The organism is Bordetella tumbae (assembly GCF_054780995.1).
Map to the genome: position 1 here is coordinate 19,055 of NZ_BAAGVG010000008.1, position 17,740 is coordinate 36,794.

The following is a 17,740-nucleotide window of genomic DNA, read 5'->3' on the forward strand; positions in this document are numbered from 1 at the left end:
CCGCGAAAGATGCAGGAGGGTCGCGAGAATGCTATGGTGAATAGCCCCGGGTTACTGCCGACAAGCGCTTGCAATGCAATAACGACAATCCGAGCCTAACAGCCAGTACTCCTTTTATGTCGAAAAAATTTCCCCCCATGAATCCTCTCCGTGCGTTCTACGTCGTAGCGCGCACCAAGAGCTTGACCAAAGCGGCAAAAGAGCTTCATGTTGGCCAATCGGCCATTAGCAAGCAATTGGATGTGCTTGAGAAATATCTGGGCGTGAAGCTATTTCGCCGTGAACAACGTGGCATTAGCCTGACTCATATTGGACAGGGATACGCCGAGCGTATTATTCCGGCCTTTGAACAGATATCTGGTGCGACCGACAGTCTGTTGGAACATGGCAATGACAACAAAATCCGCGTACGTACCTACACGACCTTTGCCGCCAAATGGCTGATCCCCAGGCTCGAAGATTTTCACAAACAGCACCCGGACCTGTCTGTACTGATCACCAACTCTGTACACAATACCGATTTTGAAAAAGATCACATCGATTTCAGTATTCAGCTGGGAACGGGAGACCAGGCAGACACCGTAGCCGACTGCTTGTTCGACGATATTATCGAGCCGGTATGCAGCCGCGATTTTTTGCAAAAGCATGCGCCAGAAGCGCTCTATCCCCAAGCCCTATTGCGCACAAGATTACTGGTTTCTCATTATCGGCCCAAAGGCGAATGGGCCATGTGGGCCCAGGCATGCGCGTACGCGCCGGAAATTTCCGACACGCCGCAAATGAACTTCAGCAGCTCAGTGCTGACCTGGCAAGCGGCCATGGACGGTCTGGGAATCGCCATAGGCCAGACGGCCTTGATACTCGAAGACCTCCAGGAAGGAAAACTGCTCGCGCCCTTCAATCAACCCGTCAGAACGGGTCTTTCTTTTTATCTGCTACGACCCAAAGTCCGGCGCGAATCCAGGAAAATAGCCCTGTTCAGAGACTGGATCCTCGCACAGGCGGCGACGACCCAGTCTTTGCTGCCTGATTGTTAAAGGCTGCTTTTGGAATTCAACGACATCGTCTTATACATGACCGGGTAGTAGTTGTCTGCGTAGCCGGCATCGATCGCCTGCTGCAACTTTCTGGCCGTCACTGCCGTCAGTTCATTATCGACGTCCACAGAAGCAGATAGCGCCAGCGCCAGTTTCAAGTCTTTGAGCGCATAGGATGCCGAGAACATTTTCTCCGGGAACGTGTCTTTCGCCAGATAGTCCGCACCAGTGAGTTTCAAGGCAAACGAAGCCGCCGAGCCCAGCCCCAGGACCTGACTCAGCAGGTCCTTTGAAACGCCCGATCGTTCCGATATTGCGAAGGCGGCAGCCAATGCATGCACCGTATTGATCAGGACCATATTGTTCATGGCCTTGACCACCTGTCCGGCACCTGTCGGGCCACACAGCAAAACATCGCTGCCCATGCAGTCGAGATAGGGCTTCAACTGGTCGAATTGATCTTGCCGTGCACCCACGGTGATCAATAGCGTTCCGCTTTTTGCGGCGGCGCGGCTTCTGGCAACCGGCGCATCAATCAGGCTGACGCCACGCTCCTGCAGTGCAGAAGCCAGCCCACGAACACGCTCGACCTCGCTCGTGCTCATATCGACAATTGTCTTCAAAGAGCCAGGGTTCGCCAACAACCCCTGCTCTCCGAGGCACACCTGCTCCACTTCATTAATCGAAGGCAGCGATAGAAAGACCGTATCCGCTCTGCTGGCTATTTCGGCCATGCTGCTGGCGATGACACCAAACGAGGACAAGGCGTAGACATTTTGCATGTCCAGGTCAGTGGCCAACACCTCACACCCTGACTTCTGGGCGAGGTTCATACACATCCCGGCGCCCATGGCGCCCAAGCCAATAAACCCCAGGGTAGCCTTCATGCCAGCCCTCCTTGGCGCACGCACTTCACACGCAGGAATTCCCTCAGGCCCTCGATCCCTCCTTCGGAGCCCAAGCCGCTGTCCTTGTAGCCGCCAAATGGTGTTTCGGGCAGAGACGCCTGCAGCTCGTTGATGCAGACGACTCCGCTTTGAATGTCATTGGCGAATCGATGAGCCAGCTTCATGTCGCCAGTAAATGCGTATGCCGCCAAACCAAACGGCAACGCATTCGCTTCGGCAATCGCGTCGTCAGCAGTGTCTACCGGGATCAGCAATGCCACGGGCCCAAAGGGCTCGATTCTGCAGACGTCCGCCTTTCTGTCATGAATAGCCAGTACCGTCGGCTGGTAGAAATAGCCGGGTCCGTCGATGGCTTTACCGCCTGCCAGCAGTTTGGCGCCAGACTCCACCGCGTTATTGACCAATCGATCAATCGCATCCCGCCGCCGCTTGTTTTTCAACGGCCCCATCGTTGAGTCAGGATCAAACGGATCCTTTACCTGCAGACTGTTCGCGTGCCTGACAAACTGTTCGCAGAATTCGTCGTAGATTTCCCTTTGGATCAGAAACCTCGTGGGTGACGTACATACTTGACCCGCATTGCGGAATTTCGTCGCTACGCAGGCCTTGGCGACCTTCTCGACATCCACGTCCTTCCAAATCACCACGGGCGCATGCCCACCAAGCTCCAGCGTCGCTTTTTTCATGTGCAATGCGGCTTTTGCGCCGAGCTGTTTGCCCACGTCGGTGCCGCCCGTGAACGTAATCATGGAGACCAATGGCGATGTGCAAAGCTGATCGGCAATAAAAGCAGGATCGCCAAACACCATGTTCACCGTACCAGCGGGCAACCCTGCTCGCTCAATGGCCTGCGCGATCAACAGCGCAACCCCGATTGTCTCCTCAGAAGGTTTCAACACAATAGTGCAGCCCGCGGCAAGCGCGGCGCTGATCTTGCGAGCAGGCGTGATGGCCGGCGCGTTCCATCCCGAAAACGCGCCCACGACGCCATAGGGCTCTAATTGCACCAACTGTTGTATGCCGGGCGCCCTGGCGGGAATCAGCCTGCCGTACAAACGGCGCGCCTCTTCCGCCGACCATTCAAACATTTCGGCCGCGACGTCCACTTCCTTCTGCGCCTCGGACAGCGGTTTCCCCAGCTCCGCCGAGATCTGGCGAGCCAGATTGTCTCGATCACGACGCATCTCGTTTGCCACATTGCGCAGCAATTCCGAGCGCCGCGTTACCCCGGTTTTGCGCCATGCATCAAACGCACTCTGCGCGCAGGCGATGGCTTGTTCCACGTCATCTTGAGACGCACCACGATACCGCCCAAGCTCCTGCCCGGTTCCCGGTGATACAACGGTCAACTCTGCATTGTCAGTGCCGTCACGAAACTTGCCGCCAATATATTGTGAATACTGCATGCTATAGGCTCCGAGATTACTCAATCACTATGTTCGCTTTTTTAATGATGCCTTCCCAACGGGCGGACTGGTCCTTGATGCGCTCTCTGAACTCATCCGGCGTGCTCGAAAAAGGATACTGGTCCAGTTTTAGAAGCTGAGCTTTCACCTCTGGATCAGACAGGACTTCGTTGACTGCGGTATTCAACGTGGTCACGACTTCTTTCGACAAACCGGCCGGGCCCATCAAGCCATTCCATGGCTCAGCCTCAAATCCCGGGACTTTTTTCTGTCCGATGATTTCAATATCAGGTGCGCCTTTGTCGGGTGATGAGCTCGCCGACGCCAGAATCCGAAGCTTTCCTGCTTCGGCCTGCGGCAGCGCGACGATCCCCGCCAGCAATGCGTAGTCGATGCGTCCTGCAATCAAATCGGGAATCGCCGCCGAATCTCCCTTGTACGGAGCGTGCAACGCGTTGATCTTCGTTTCATCTTTCAGCCACTCGCCCGCCAGATGATTGACGGCCCCCGTGCCTGCGGAGGCGTAAGTCAATTGATTATTCTTGTCGCGGCCATAGGCGATCAGATCGTCAAAGGTCTTGAATTTCGAGTCTGCCGGTACCGCCAGGTAATACGGATAACTGGCGACCAAGGCGATGGACGTGAAGTCTTTCAACACGTCATACTGAATACCCTTCTGGACGTACGGGACGATAGACAGTGTGCTGCTACTGCCGAGCATCAATGTATAGCCGTCCGGCTTGGCCTTCTTTAAAAGATTGGCTGCGACGACGCCACTGGCTCCGACCTTGTTTTCGACGACAAATGTCTGCCCCAGCTTTTGGCTGAGCTTGTCCGCCAACAGGCGACCGACCATATCGGTGGGGCCGCCGGCAGAAAAACCGATATAGAGCGTAACGGGTTTCTCCGGATACGCGGCAGCATGAGCGACAGACGACACGCTGAGCGCGGCAGTACCCGCGCAAGCAGCGGCGAGGCCGAGTATGGAACGGCGATTGATGACCACAAAAGTCTCCTGACTAATTGTTGATTTATTGGCGAGACACACCATTTTTCCGGTGCAATTTCGCTGCAGTCTATCAATCAAGCGGCGACGCCTGCGCTCACATTTCCTCTGCCAAATATGCCTTTTTAGACTATCAGCAGCCCGCTCTCTCGACGAACGATTCCGCACGACGATTGATATTCCTTAAAGGACTATCAAAGAGAAAAAATGTCCCCTCAAGGCCCCGTAGAACGTCGATACACTTTGCGCCTCAACAGGAGGCAACATGAATATAGGGTTCGTCGGCTTAGGCAGAATGGGATTTTCATTGGCGCGTTCATTGGTCAACAAAGGCGAAAAAGTCTGTGTCTTTGACCTGAATGAAGACGCCGCCAAAAAGCTGGAAGCGCAAGGCGCCCAGCGTGCCCGCAATGTGGCCGACTTATGCAAACAATCTGACATCGTGTTTACGATGCTGCCAGGCCCCAAGCAAGTAAAAGAGGTCGCGCTGGGCGCAGAAGGGATCATCAATAACATCCCCCATGGCGCGATATACATCGATATGAGCACTGTCGACGTGGATACGGTGGACATGCTTTCGCAGGCGTTCACCGCAAAAGGAATCGCATTCGGCGACGCGCCGGTCGGCAGATTGGCCATGCATGCGGACACAGGAGAATCCCTCTTCATGCTTGGCATTGACGGTGAGCATCTCCCGCAGGTCGAACCCGTGCTGTACAAGATGGGCACCACCGTCTATCACTGCGGCGGCGCGGGAACGGGCACCCGCACCAAACTGATCAATAACATGATGGTCTTGTGCTATTGCCAGATCAACTCCGAGGCCTTGGTCCTGGCCCAATCGTTGGGACTGGATCTGAACAATACGTTCAATGTGCTGACCAGCACCACGGCCAGCAACGGCCAGTTGAAACAGAAATGGCCCGAGAAAGTATTGAAAGGCGACCTCTCGCCCGGCTTTGATCTCGCGCTAGGCTACAAAGACATTTCCTTGGCCTCCAACGCCGGAGCATCGAGCCAGATAGCCCTGCCGGTATGCGACACCACCAAGAACATCTTCCGCATGGCGCTGGCCGCTGGAAAAGCGGGCCAAGACACTTCATGCCTCACTGATTTCTGGGCCGAAGTAAACAACTGCGCCAAACCGCGACTGAGTTAAGCACCACCAAACACCAAAACAATAAGCACAAAACTTTTGTGGCGCGAGCCGAACCCGGGCCTCGCGCCGACACGGAGGAGACTACACATGCCTGCCAACAAACGACTTCCTTTAGCCAGCCTGCTCGTCGTATTAGGGGCTACGTCCGCCGCGGCGTCTGCGGCGATTTCGGACGATACCGTGAAAATCGCCGTCCTCACGGATCTCTCGGGCGCCTACTCGGGCAATGTGGGCCCCGGCTCGATGCTCGCCACCAAGTTGGCTATCGCCGAATTCGGCGGACAGGTTCTCGGGAAACCGATCGAACTTGTGGTCGCCGACCACATGAACAAGGTCGATATCGGCTCGGCAAAGGCCCGGGAATGGCTGGATCAAGACAAGGTGGATGTCATCACCGAGCTCGGCAACAGCGCCGTGGCGTTGGCTGTGATGAATATCGCGGAAAACAAACAACGCATGACGATGGTGACCGGCGCCGGGGCAACCCGGATAACCAGCGAAGAATGCAAACCCACCAATGTGCAGTGGGTATACGACACCTATGCCCTGGCAAAGGTAGGCACGATGCCGCTGGTCGAGTCGGGAACAAAGAGCTGGTATTTCATTACCGCCGATTATGCATTCGGCCACTCGCTGGAAAATGATGGTTCCCGCTTTATCAAAGAGGCCGGCGGCAAGGTACTAGGCTCGTCCAGATACCCTTTTCCAGGGTCTGATTTTGCGTCTTACCTGCTTTCCGCCCAATCCAGCGGCGCCCAGGGCGTCGCGCTGGCGAGCGCCGGCGCGGATCTGCAGAACGAAATCAAACAGGCCAACGAATTCGGGCTGACAGAATCGCAGAAAATCGTCGCCATGCTGATGAGCATCACCGACGTTCACGGTGTGGGGCTCGACGCCGCCAAGAACATGAACTTCGCCGAGACCTTCTATTGGAATCTCGACGACGAATCCAGGACATTTTCTCGTAAATTCTATAAAGAATTCGGCAAAATGCCGACGGCGCTACAAGCAGGCCAGTACTCAGCCGTTCTCAACTATTTGAGGGCCGTCGAAAAATCAGGCAGCGATAACGTGACAGACGTCATGAAAACCCTGCAGAACATGCCGATCCACGATGCCTTTGCCAGAAATGCCCGGCTCAGAAAAGACGGCAAGCTGCTGCATGATCTATATCTGGTTTCAGTCAAATCCCCTGCCGACTCTAAAGAGCCCTGGGACTACTACAACATCGTAAAAACGGTGGGCGGCGAACAGGCCTTTATGCCGCTCTCTGAAAGCAAATGCCCTTTACTCAAAAACTGAGAACCGGCATCCCATGTACGAAGTCTATGCAATCCGATACGCCACCGTCTCGCGCCGAGCCGCGGATACGCACATCATTCCCGGCCACGATCCGCTCGTCGCCAAACAATATCCGGTCATGGGCGGCGACGGCAGCGAGATTTACTGTCTGCACCAGAATCCCGCTCTAGTACACCACAGGTAGCGCAATACAGAGATTCTCGAACGGAATCCATGAGGAGAACAACGGTGATCGATATCCAGGATTCACTGGCTCATTTGCCAGAACGATTTAACAAGAAGCTCTATTTCGTACAGCATGCAAAACGGCTGAACACCCGTTTCTTGCTGATGTCGGGCGACGACAGTTTTCGCATTCAGATCGTGGAAGGCGAGGTAGCTGCGGTCCAGGCGGGGCCTTTCATCATGGGAGAGTGGGACTTTTGCATTCGAGCAGATGAGGATACGTGGCAGACATTCTGGTCACCCACTCCCCCGCCCGGGTTTCACGACGTCATGGCGCTGTCCAAAGCGCGCAGAATGTCGATTCAGGGAAACATCTACCCGTTTATGTCGAATCTGCTTTATTTCAAGGAACTGCTGTCCACCGTCCGGCTCCCGGGAGCAACAAAATGAGCACCTCTGGCGTTGAAATCGAACCCATCGTTGGCCGATATCTCCGAATCACGCTCAACGGCAAGCCGCATAGGATTTATTTTGAAGAGGCGGGAGAAGGCATCCCCCTGCTCTGCCTCCATACGGCAGGCTCGGACACGCGCCAATATCGTGCCCTCATGAACGAGGCCCAGGTCACACGGAGGTTTAAAGTGATCTGCTTCGATCTCCCCTGGCATGGGAAATCTTCGCCTCCCGCTGGCTGGCACGAAGAACGCTACCAACTCGGGTCCAAGGAATATGCAGACATTATTCTCGCCGTCACGAACGCGCTGTCGCTGGATCGGCCGGTGGTCATGGGGTGCTCGATCGGCGGAAGGATTGTCCTGCACCTTGCGCTACACCACGCGAAATACTTCCGGGGCCTGATTGGCCTGCAATCCGGGGCTCACGTCGATCCCTACTACGATCTGGACTGGCTGCATCGCCCCGATGTCCACGGCGGTGAGGTATGTGCCGGCATCGTTTCCGGCCTCGTCGGTCCCGCCAGTCCCGAAGAACATCGATGGGAAACGCTTTGGCACTACATGCAAAGCGGGCCCGGTGTTTTCAAAGGCGACCTGCATTTCTACACTGCCGATGGCGACATTCGAAAGGATCTGACTCGGATCAATACGCAGGAGTGCCCGTTATGGCTGCTGACGGGCGAGTACGACTACTCATGCACACCCGAGGATACCGCCCTGTTGGGAAAATCCATACCAGGCTCAAAGTGGCAAATCATGAAAGGCATGGGCCATTTCCCCATGAGCGAGGATCCAGAGCGATTCTTGAGCTACCTGTTGCCGGTCCTCGACGAAATAGCCTGACCTGATTGGCGCGGCGGGACGCCGTGATGCGCGATGCTGCGCATCACGGAATGCTTACATCTTCTCAATTCCCGCCTTCGTCACGATCTCCGCATATTTCTGCATTTCACTGTTGAAGAAAGCTTTCGTGCGATCGGGCGGCATCAGGGTAATGACGTTGCCCTGAGTGGCCATGGCGGCCTTGACCTCTGGGGTATTGAACGCCTCAGTAAAAGCCTTGTACACGCGTTGCACATTTTCCGCGGACAACTTTGCCGGCCCGACGACGGCAATCCAGCCCTCGACGTTGTAATTGGACATTCCCTGTTCGCGCAGGGTGGGAATATTCGGCAGTGCTGCGCTGCGCTCGGTGCCACAGTATCCAATGGCCCGTAGCGCGCCACTCTCGAGGTGCGAACGAATCGACGCCACGGACAGCACACCCAGATCCACTTGGCCGCTCAACAGGTCAGTCACCATGGGGCCTACCCCTTTGTACGGAATATGGCGGGCCCGAGTCCCGCTTTGCAGCAGGAACATTTCGACAGCCAATTGCAGGATCGTGCCATTACCGGACGAGGCATAGTTGTAATCATCCGGATGCGCTTTCAACAGAGCAATCAACTCCGGCGCGGTCTGGGCCTTGATCCGAGCGGGATTCGTGACCAGCACCAGGGGTGATGTGCCCACCACTGAGATCGGAGTAATGTCGGCCAGCGGATCGAACGGCAGCGACTTGTATACGCTGGGGAAAATCACGTGGTTGTTCGATACCACGCTGAGCGTATAACCGTCTGCTGGGGACCGCACCAACGCCGAGGTGCCTACGATACCGCCGGCTCCAGGTTGATTTTCCACCACCACGGTATGCCCGAACGCGCGCGATAGCGCCTCGGAGGCACTGCGCGTGATCGTATCGACGCCCGAGCCGACACCCACCGGCAAAATGAATTTGATTGGCCGATCGCCTTGGGCGCGCAGCAGTCCGGGCGCCGCCAAGGCGGCCAAGCCCGCACCCATATGCATCAATACGTGGCGGCGTGACCACCCGGTTTGCTGCGTAGAACAGATGTTGTTCGCGAGTTTGATGCCGTTATCGCCGATTCTACTCAGTATGTCTTTTGATTTTTTCATGTCACCTCCGTCGTTTTTCAACCCTGCAGTCCTCTCTATCGAAGGATCTTGCCACCCTATGGCTAGCAGGGCCCTGTCCTATGTGCCTATTCACAGAGCAAAAGCTTATCCCACTGCCTTTCGCGCTTTGAGCTCGGCGATTTTCTGTTTGTCGTAACCGAGATCTGTCAACAACTCGGCCGTGTGTTCTCCCTGTCTGGGTGGGTCCAGTCGCACGCCCAGACGCTGGCCATCCAGTGTCATCGGGAACAGTGTCGTACGGGTGATTTCGCCCGCCCGTTCACCGTCCGGCAGGCGGATTTCCGCCAACCCACCGGTCGCACGCAAATGCGGATCATCGTAGAGTTCTTCGGGTTTTACGATGGGAGCATACGGTAGACCCTGTGCTTCAAAAACTGCGGACAGCTCGCTGGCACTATAGTTTTTCAAGCGCTCACGCAGTTCAGGCAACAAGGTGGGACGTGCGATGACTCGATCATTATTGGTCGCAAAATGCGACGCAGACTTCAAATCATCAAAACCAAACGCATCGCAAAACGTGCGCCATTGCGCGTCACTGACTGCCGCCAGGAAGATCTGCTCATCGTCTTTCACAGTAAAGACGTCATAGAGCGCCCAGGCGGAGATACGCTCCGGCATGGGTGACGCCGCCTTGCCCGTGATCGCATACTGCAGCATGTGCTGGCCTACGAGGAACACATTATTTTCGAACAGGGCCGATTGCACCTCTTGGCCGCGCCCGGTAATACCGCGCTGGATCAGTGCGGCCATCGCCCCGATCGCGCCGAACATTCCGCCCATGATGTCGTTGACACTGGTGCCTGCGCGCAACGGATCGCCGGGCCGGCCGGTCATATAGGCCAGCCCGCCCATCATCTGCACTACTTCGTCCAAGGCAGTGCGCAATTCGTACGGGCCCGGCAAAAAGCCCTTGTGGCTCACGTAGATGATGCGGGGATTCACACGATTCAAGGACGCGTAGTCCAGGCCATACTTGGCCATCGTGCCCGGTTTGAAGTTCTCGGCCACGACATCGGCGCTGGCTGCCAAACGGCGCGCCGCCTCGGCGCCTTCGGGGTCGTGCAGATCGAGCTCGATGCTTTTCTTGTTGCGATTGAATAGCGGGAAAAACCCTGCGCCAGCACCCAATAGATGACGCGTACGATCGCCCCCCACGGGCTCGACTTTGATGACCTCGGCACCCAGGTCGGCCAGCACCATGCCGCACGTGGGCCCCATGACCATGTGAGTAAACTCGACGACCCGCAACCCTTGCAGCGGCAATGCACGCGCCGCAGCCTGGCGGCTATCCGAAGGCGCTCTCACTGCGTGGGCACCAGATGCGGCATGAGGTGGTGCCGTCGTACCAGACGACGCTGTCGTGTCAAAAGATGAAGTACCGCTAGGTTGCTGCATGTCTATTTCCGAGAAATTGCTGGCTCGTTCTGATCGCAACGGCGTATCAAATCAACGCCGACGAGGCTCCTGCCCGAATTGATGAAGGAAACGCCGGCGCCTGATGCGCAGGAATCCCCGCCCGCCACAATGTGCCGTGCAGCGATTCTCCGGCCAGCCAGTCCGCCACCTGCTCGCGCAATTCAAGCAAACGCGGCAAATCTATGCCTGTCTGGATGTGCATGGCCTGCAACATGTAGACGAGGTCCTCGGTCGCGGCGTTGCCGCTGGCGCCCGGCGCATGCGGGCAACCGCCAATACCGGCCAGACTGGCGTCATAGCGTTCAATGCCCGTTTGCAAGGCGGCAATCACATTCGCCAGAGCCAGCCCGCGCGTATCGTGAAAATGACCGCAGCACAGGCGGTCTCCCGCCACATTGCGAGCGGCGCTAAACAACGCCAGCACTGAGGCAGGATCGGCATGGCCTACCGTATCGGCCAGACTGACCTGATCTGCTCCCGCATCCAATGCGTCCCGCAGGAGCGCCAGCACATCGTCCGCCTCCACCCTGCCCTGCAAGGTACAGCCGAATGCCGTGCCTATGCCTACCTCCAGACGCGTACGGGATCCTCTGGCATCCCGCTCGGCACGCATACGTGCAACCTCGGCGATAGCCTCTTTCGGCGTTTTGCGCAGGTTTGCCACGCTGTGTGCGTGGCTGGCTGACAAGGGTACCAACATCATGTCGGCCTGCTCGTCCATCGCTCGCTGAGCGCCGATCAGATTCGGCACCAGCACTGATACGAACAACCCCGGCAAGGTCTTGGCAAACTGCACCAGTTCGGCAGTATCCGCCAACTGCGGCAACAGGCGTGCTGGGACAAAAGAACCTACCTCTATTTCCCGTTGACCCGCCTCATACGCCGCGCGTATCCACTGCTGTTTTCGCGCCGTAGGCAGGACTCGGGAAATGCTCTGGAGCCCGTCTCGTAACCCGACCTCCCGCACGATCGCATGGGTGGGCCATGCAGACGTGGAGCCGACGTGAGAAAGCGACGGCGGTCCTGCTTGTGAGCCTAGTTGCTGTTTAGTCATGAGGGCGTAACACCGTAAGGGAATGCCCTTCAGTTTAGATATTCCTTAGAATTAAAAAAGTGTTAATTTGGAACCCTAAAAATTCCAAATAAGAATATCTTAAAAGGCCCCACCATGCGCGACCTGGACATCACGACCCTGCGCCTATTCGTACGCGTCTGCGAAACGCGCAACATTGCCCGCGCGGGCGAGCAATCCAACATTGTCGGCTCGGCCATCAGTAAACGGCTGGCCCAACTCGAAGAAACAGTGGGAGTACGGCTCCTGACACGGCGGCGCCATGGCGTCGAACCGACCGTGGCCGGCCAGACCTTGCTCGAACACGCCCGTGATATGTTGGCCAGTGCGGAACGGATCGATCGGGATATGTCGGCGTATGCGTCCGGTATACGCGGCAATGTCCGCATTTTGGCGTCGGCCTCGGCGTTGGCGGAGTCGCTCGCCGAAGACATCGCCGTGTTTCTGCAGGACCCGCAACACCGCGACATCAAAATCGAGCTCGAAGAACGCGTGACCCGAGATTTGATACGCGGGATACGCGATGGCGTAGCCTCGCTGGGTATCTGTTGGGACGCCGCGGAATTTGATGAACTGCAGACCCGCCCTTATCGCAGCGACCGTCTGGCCATCGTCGCCCATCCGTCCCATCCGATCGCGGCGCATCACACCATCAGTTTTGCCGAGACGCTCGACTACGAACACGTCAACATGCCGCCGGCCAGTGCTGTCCTGCTCATGCTGCAACAGGCGGCCTCCCGCGCAGGAAAAGTCATGCGGCACCGTGTCACCGTCTCGAATCTGGACTCGGCCTTTCGGGTGGTGCGCGCCAACCTCGCTATCAGCGTATCCCCACGGGAGATTGCCGAGCCTTATGCCAAAACGAACGGATTGCGCATCATCGATCTGACGGATGATTGGGCCTATCGGCGCTTTGCATTGGTCACACGCGACGAAGCCTCGCTATCTGGCGCGGCCCGCTTGTTGTTGACGCATCTGGAGCAAGCCGCCAAAACGCCATTGAATAAGCCGGCTCCATCACGTCGCTAGACCAGAACGATGGGCAATATGGACGCTATTGAATGATCAGGGCCGACTCGGCGGCACCTGTTCCGATCATCAAGCCGGTATTACCGCAAACACCCGCAACGGCGATCCAGACCCGTTCTGGATTTTCAACGGCGCAGCCACGATCAACGCTCCCCGCACGGGCAGTTGATTCAGGTTGGTCAAACACTGCAAGCCTAATTTGTTCGCGCCATGCATCAATGTATGGCACGGAAACGGTACCGGCCAGGCATAGGATTGGCCGGCATCGGTATTGATGGTCTCTACGCCGAATCCTCGCACATTGCGCGCCTCGATCAGCCATTGGACGGCTTCCTGTGACGGGCCGGGCGTGTGGGCGCCGTCTTCGCGCACGTTCAAAAAGGCCGCAGCATCAGGCATGCGTTTGTGCCAATCCGTACGCAGTAACACCCATTCGTCTTCGCCTATCCGACCGTGCTGACTTTCCCACTGCTGCAGAAACTCGACCGTCAACACAAAGTCTTCGTTCTGCCCGGCCTGGGCACTGGCGTCGATCACGCAGGCCTGCCCGACAAAGCGCTGGGGATCCATCGTCTCGACCGTATTCGAGGGATAGTCTTTTCCCGTGACCCAATGCACCGGCGCATCCAGATGGGTACCCGTATGTTCGCCACAGGTGAAGTTATTCCAATACCAACCCGGGCCAGCCTCGTCATACTGAGAGATGCGTTCGATCTTGAAGGCGCTGACCTGGGCAAACTGCGCAGGCAGTTGCAGGGCAGGAAACTCGGGCGACAGCGTGTGCGTCAGATCGACGATACGCAACGCCCCACTCGCGACCTCTTGGGCGAACTGCGTCATTGAAACGGTCATGTTGAACTCCTATCCAAATATCTGCGATTCGTCTGCTCGTGGGCCCACATCATCAGCGCACGCACGAGCGGTTGGAAACCGGCGTCACGTTGCCCCCAGCGCGCTCGCCACGTGAAAACCGGATGTGCCTCCCAGTCCTGGCCCCGGATGCGTCGACGCACCAATGTGCCATAGCCCCCGGACTGATGTCGAGTGATTGCGATTCACGCGAGAGGGACGCCAAAAGAAGGATTGATCCAGGCCACAATCCCCGCCATAGGGATCGCCGCCAACCAGGTTGATATTCATCGCCGCCAAGTCTGCCGGCGACAGCACGGCACGCCCCAACAGACTGCGGCGCAGATTCGGAATATGCTGCGCCAACGTGTCGATGATGCGATCGGCATAAGCCTCGCGCAATGCAACGCTCCAGTTCCCCGGCTCGGGAATCGGCAATGCGCCCAATGCATCGCCCACGGGGTGACGAGGACATTCCGGCAGCTGAACCCACAAAATATGTTTGCCGGGTGGTGCCCGCGTGGGGTCCAGCACGGTTGGCTGTGCCACACAGATGGTCGGCGCAGCGGGCAGCAGACCTCGTTCGGCCTCGTTCACCGCCCTGGACACCGCATCGACGCCGCTGGTGATGTGGACATAGCCGACGTCTCGTAAAGCCTCGACGTTCCACTGTGGCGCCTCGTCCAACGCCAGATGAATCTGCATATTGCCTTTGCCATAACGCCAGGCCTGTGCCTCGGCCCGCACCGCGTCGGGCACCTCGGACTCATCCAACAGGCGACCATACAACTGGGTCGGTGTCACGTTGCACACCACGTTTGCAGCACGGTAAACGCGGCCATCGGCCAGCACCACCCCGGCGGCTCTGCCCTGTTCCACACGCACCTTGACGACATCGGCCTGTGTTTCAATCGCGCCACCCGCGTCACGGATCAGCCGTTCGAACGCACGCACCGTATTGGCATTGCCGCCTTTTACGATAGGCAAACCGACTCCCTCCAGTGTCATCGCCACGACCTGCGCCATCAATGAGGACAAAGGTGCATCCGGGCTCAGGCCGCAATGCAGCACCCATGGCGCCAACAATGCCGCCGTCAAATCAGATTTGAAGTCCTGGCGCAGCCATGACGACGCTGGGGTCAGGGATCTGCCCATAAATCCGACCAGATGACGTGGCCCCTGCTTCCACGCTGTCCCCGCCACGGTGCGCAGCGTCTGCCAGCGCCACAATTCATTGCCGAGCAAGCCAAAGACCAGCGGTGCGTTTGCTTGCACATTGGCCAGCGCCGCTGCATATGCCTGCCCGTCACCGGCATGCGCTTGCTCGAATGCCGCCCGATTTTGCTCGTGCGATGTCGACAACGTCAGATGCCGGCCATCCGGCAACAATACCGCCGTCGGCTGCGATGTGTTGCAGTATTCCAGGCCGGCCTCGTGCAGTGCCTTTCCCAGCGCAGCGTACGCCGGCCCCACCATGAACAGAGGCTGGGCGGTCGACAGCGTGTCATGGTGAAAGCCTGGCAAGGTCAACTCATCGGTCCGGATGCAACCGCCTAATTGCGCCTCGCGCTCCAGCATCAGTACTTTGCGGCCGCGGCGCGCGAGCAGCGCCGTGCACACCAGGGAATTCATGCCGCTGCCTACGACGATGACGTCGAATACGGGATCAGAGGATTGCGCCATCAGAGATTCCGAAAATACCCGGCCTGTGTGCCAAGGCTGAAAGAGGCATTACCGTCGGCGATGACGGCAGGCCTGATGCCCTCAATCATGGCGTCCTCAATCCACACAAACTATCCGCAAAACGCAATGAGTTATCCAGTTTTGCCCTCACGAAGGCATGGCAGCATGGCGCTGTGTGCCCAGGCGTGGGGCCTGGGCACATTGTGCTTCTTTCAGCGCACGCCCCGTTTGCTTGGGCAGTTCTCCAAAACGTTCACGGTAATAGGCAGAGAATCGGCCCAGATGCCCAAATCCATACTCCATGGCCACCTCGGTGATGCTGACTGGCAGGCCTGATAGCAGACGCTGGCGGGCCGCATCCAGCCGCAGATTGCGCACCAGCGTCATCGGCGCGACACCACGATGCCGATGACACACTACGTTCAGCGTCCGCGTGGTGACGCCCGCAGCGCGCGCCAGATCTGCCAGAGAAAGCGGCGCAAACAGCCGGCTGCGAATGTAGTCCTCCAGCCGATCCAGTTGCGGACATTGTCCAGCGCGATATCCCGATACCATCTCGTCTGGCCCACCATCATTGAACCGCTCGGCAGCGTTCAACACTGTCGGCTGATGGGCGTAGACAAACCCTGCCAGCGTTTGCTCGAACTGGTTCAGCCATGCAGGATGCAGCACGTGCGTATTCCCCGCCGGCAACAACGCCACCGCCTGCTGCAACATCCCGATCCAGGGATCAATCAGATCCGCTCGGATCTTGTAGACGGGGTCAGTCCAGTTCAGCTTTGAGCCGCCCGTGCGAGGAGTTGCCATACCGCTGCGCGAGCTGAGGGCCTCTCTCACCAGCCCTCGAGGCCAATAATCGGAGGGCGTACAGGTGCTCGGCAATGACGCCGCACCGTCAGGGGTTTCACCACCATCGGCTAAAAGGCTATCCGGCAAACGCAGAATGAGCTGCTCACATCCGGGCTCCCATAGCAAACGCACCGGGCATCCACGCGGGACCACCGCGACCTCGCCAGGAACGACCCGGATACAGGTACCCGCGGACTCGATCTGCACCGCGCCCTTGAGCGGCATTTGCACCAGCGTAAAGTCCTCGAACGCCAAGGGCGAGACCTCGACCTCAGTGCCATACTGCAGAATCATCAGGCTGATGCGATTGAGTTCACGGCGATACAACGAGGCCGATACCTCGCCCGGAAACCACCGCAAACCATGATCGACCAATTGCCGGCTGAGCTGGTACTGCGCATCTCGGGCCGAACGCGTCTGGAATATCGGGGCACGATAAATCTTAGATAAATCCAGATTCCATCTGACGTCCATCATGCGTTCCCCCCGGATGCATAAAGTCATGAGTCACGTGGTACGTGCCATCAAACATCCGACGATAACGCTTCGTTTAGCCCTAAACTATTCGTGCAAATCCCTAGTCCCTGTTTGCGGCGCCGTCTCGAACCAACGTCTGGCGGACATCCCCTGATCGGGCCCCAGGCAACTGAATCCCCCATCGACGGCCAGGTCCGTTCCCGTCATCCACGAGGCGTCGTCGCTGACCGCGAAAACCACCGCTTTGCCGATTTCCTCGCCTCGGCCAACACGGCCCAAGGGATGCAGGGCTGCTCCGACCTGATCAGCCCGTTCAATAGACCCCTGGCTCATCTGGGCCAACATCGGCGACCAGGTCCAGGCGGGAGAGACCGACAACACCCGGATTCCCGCCGGCGCCAAGGTAACCGCGAAATTTTTGGTAATCTGCAGCAGCGCAGCTTTCGAGGCGGGGTATATGGCTCGCCCTGCCGCGCCGAATTTCCCGCCGATGCTGCCCATGTTGATCACGACGCCACCACGCGGCATATGTGGTGTGACCATCTGTGTCAGTACGGCGGCCGAGATCAGGTTCACGTTCAAGGTACTGAGCCACTGGTCACGCGTCGACGCCAGTCCCGCATCGTCATACGCGGCAGCGCAGTTGACCAGGATATCGATGCGGCCGGCATAGTCGGTTGCAATCCGCACGCATCGCGCCAATGCCGTGTCGTCCGTGATATCGGCCTCTATCGCCACGCCAGCCCCGCCCAGCGAGGCAGCCACCTCTTCTCCTGCCTGTTTGCCACGTCCCACGACAAAGACTCTCTCTGCGCCCGCAGCGGCGAGTTCGCGGGCCACGTCGGCCCCGAGTCCTTGCGTACCGCCGGTCACCAGTGCCACTTTTCCAGCCAAGCGGGCGGGGATGTTGCCAGGTGTTTGTGCAGACGCGATGTGCTGCTGCTCCATGA

Annotated in this window: 17 protein-coding genes; 7 read left to right on the forward strand and 10 right to left on the reverse strand. The window is 57.9% G+C overall.

Annotation, left to right across the window (positions count from 1 at the left end):
- Positions 1-137 precede the first annotated feature (137 nt).
- A complete protein-coding gene (locus tag ACYVI2_RS06035) occupies positions 138-1,037 on the forward strand; it encodes a LysR family transcriptional regulator (protein WP_460490279.1) in 900 nt (299 codons plus the stop codon).
- On the opposite strand, the gene ACYVI2_RS06040 is transcribed toward ACYVI2_RS06035, so the two are convergent.
- From ACYVI2_RS06040 to ACYVI2_RS06050, 3 genes are read right to left on the reverse strand one after another with little or no spacing between them, the layout of a single operon-like run.
- Complete coding sequence (locus ACYVI2_RS06040) at positions 1,034-1,924, reverse strand: NAD(P)-dependent oxidoreductase (RefSeq protein ID WP_415820385.1); 891 nt, start codon at positions 1,922-1,924, stop codon at positions 1,034-1,036. The two genes, ACYVI2_RS06035 and ACYVI2_RS06040, sit on opposite strands and share 4 nt — an antisense overlap.
- Positions 1,921-3,351 carry an NAD-dependent succinate-semialdehyde dehydrogenase gene (locus ACYVI2_RS06045; RefSeq protein ID WP_415820384.1) on the reverse strand — a complete coding sequence of 477 codons (1,431 nt, stop codon included), beginning with the start codon at positions 3,349-3,351 and terminating at the stop codon, positions 1,921-1,923. The genes ACYVI2_RS06040 and ACYVI2_RS06045 overlap by 4 nt, the downstream gene beginning before the upstream one ends.
- Before the next feature lie 16 nt (positions 3,352-3,367).
- Positions 3,368-4,357 carry a Bug family tripartite tricarboxylate transporter substrate binding protein gene (locus ACYVI2_RS06050; RefSeq protein WP_415820383.1) on the reverse strand — a complete coding sequence of 330 codons (990 nt, stop codon included), beginning with the start codon at positions 4,355-4,357 and terminating at the stop codon, positions 3,368-3,370.
- Between the two features lie 265 nt (positions 4,358-4,622).
- Between ACYVI2_RS06050 and ACYVI2_RS06055 the strand changes: the two genes are divergently transcribed.
- From ACYVI2_RS06055 to ACYVI2_RS06075, 5 genes are all read left to right on the forward strand, one after another.
- On the forward strand, positions 4,623-5,516 hold the full coding sequence (locus ACYVI2_RS06055; RefSeq protein WP_415820382.1) for an NAD(P)-dependent oxidoreductase: 894 nt from the start codon (positions 4,623-4,625) through the stop codon (positions 5,514-5,516).
- An 87-nt stretch (positions 5,517-5,603) separates the two neighbouring features.
- Positions 5,604-6,818, forward strand: a complete 1,215-nt coding sequence (locus ACYVI2_RS06060) for an ABC transporter substrate-binding protein (protein ID WP_415820393.1) — start codon at positions 5,604-5,606, stop codon at positions 6,816-6,818.
- A 13-nt stretch (positions 6,819-6,831) separates the two neighbouring features.
- Entirely contained in the window at positions 6,832-7,002 is a 171-nt protein-coding gene (locus ACYVI2_RS06065; protein ID WP_415820381.1) for a hypothetical protein, read from the forward strand.
- 44 nt (positions 7,003-7,046) lie between these two features.
- Entirely contained in the window at positions 7,047-7,433 is a 387-nt protein-coding gene (locus tag ACYVI2_RS06070; protein ID WP_415820380.1) for a hypothetical protein, read from the forward strand.
- Entirely contained in the window at positions 7,430-8,281 is an 852-nt protein-coding gene (locus ACYVI2_RS06075; protein WP_415820379.1) for an alpha/beta fold hydrolase, read from the forward strand. The genes ACYVI2_RS06070 and ACYVI2_RS06075 overlap by 4 nt, the downstream gene beginning before the upstream one ends.
- 54 nt (positions 8,282-8,335) lie before the next feature.
- Here the strand turns inward: ACYVI2_RS06075 and ACYVI2_RS06080 are convergent, their stop codons facing one another.
- The 3 genes from ACYVI2_RS06080 to ACYVI2_RS06090 form a co-directional block, all read right to left on the reverse strand.
- Positions 8,336-9,394, reverse strand: a complete 1,059-nt coding sequence (locus ACYVI2_RS06080) for a Bug family tripartite tricarboxylate transporter substrate binding protein (protein ID WP_415820378.1) — start codon at positions 9,392-9,394, stop codon at positions 8,336-8,338.
- A 105-nt stretch (positions 9,395-9,499) separates the two neighbouring features.
- Positions 9,500-10,810 carry a CaiB/BaiF CoA transferase family protein gene (locus ACYVI2_RS06085; RefSeq protein WP_415820376.1) on the reverse strand — a complete coding sequence of 437 codons (1,311 nt, stop codon included), beginning with the start codon at positions 10,808-10,810 and terminating at the stop codon, positions 9,500-9,502.
- Between the two features lie 46 nt (positions 10,811-10,856).
- Positions 10,857-11,885, reverse strand: a complete 1,029-nt coding sequence (locus ACYVI2_RS06090; protein ID WP_415820374.1) for a hydroxymethylglutaryl-CoA lyase — start codon at positions 11,883-11,885, stop codon at positions 10,857-10,859.
- 114 nt (positions 11,886-11,999) lie between these two features.
- Here ACYVI2_RS06090 and ACYVI2_RS06095 point away from each other — a divergent pair, with 114 nt between their 5' ends.
- On the forward strand, positions 12,000-12,932 hold the full coding sequence (locus ACYVI2_RS06095; protein WP_415820373.1) for a LysR family transcriptional regulator: 933 nt from the start codon (positions 12,000-12,002) through the stop codon (positions 12,930-12,932).
- A gap of 69 nt (positions 12,933-13,001) precedes the next feature.
- On the opposite strand, the gene ACYVI2_RS06100 is transcribed toward ACYVI2_RS06095, so the two are convergent.
- The 4 genes from ACYVI2_RS06100 to ACYVI2_RS06115 form a co-directional block, all read right to left on the reverse strand.
- Entirely contained in the window at positions 13,002-13,784 is a 783-nt protein-coding gene (locus ACYVI2_RS06100; protein WP_415820372.1) for a cyclase family protein, read from the reverse strand.
- A gap of 84 nt (positions 13,785-13,868) precedes the next feature.
- Positions 13,869-15,464: a phytoene desaturase family protein gene (locus tag ACYVI2_RS06105; protein WP_415820371.1), complete on the reverse strand. Its 1,596-nt coding sequence runs from the start codon at positions 15,462-15,464 to the stop codon at positions 13,869-13,871.
- A 147-nt stretch (positions 15,465-15,611) separates the two neighbouring features.
- A complete protein-coding gene (locus tag ACYVI2_RS06110; protein ID WP_415820370.1) occupies positions 15,612-16,790 on the reverse strand; it encodes an AraC family transcriptional regulator in 1,179 nt (392 codons plus the stop codon).
- Between the two features lie 84 nt (positions 16,791-16,874).
- Positions 16,875-17,738, reverse strand: coding sequence for an SDR family oxidoreductase (locus ACYVI2_RS06115; protein WP_415820369.1), 864 nt, complete (start codon positions 17,736-17,738; stop codon positions 16,875-16,877).
- Between the last annotated feature and the right edge of the window lie 2 nt (positions 17,739-17,740).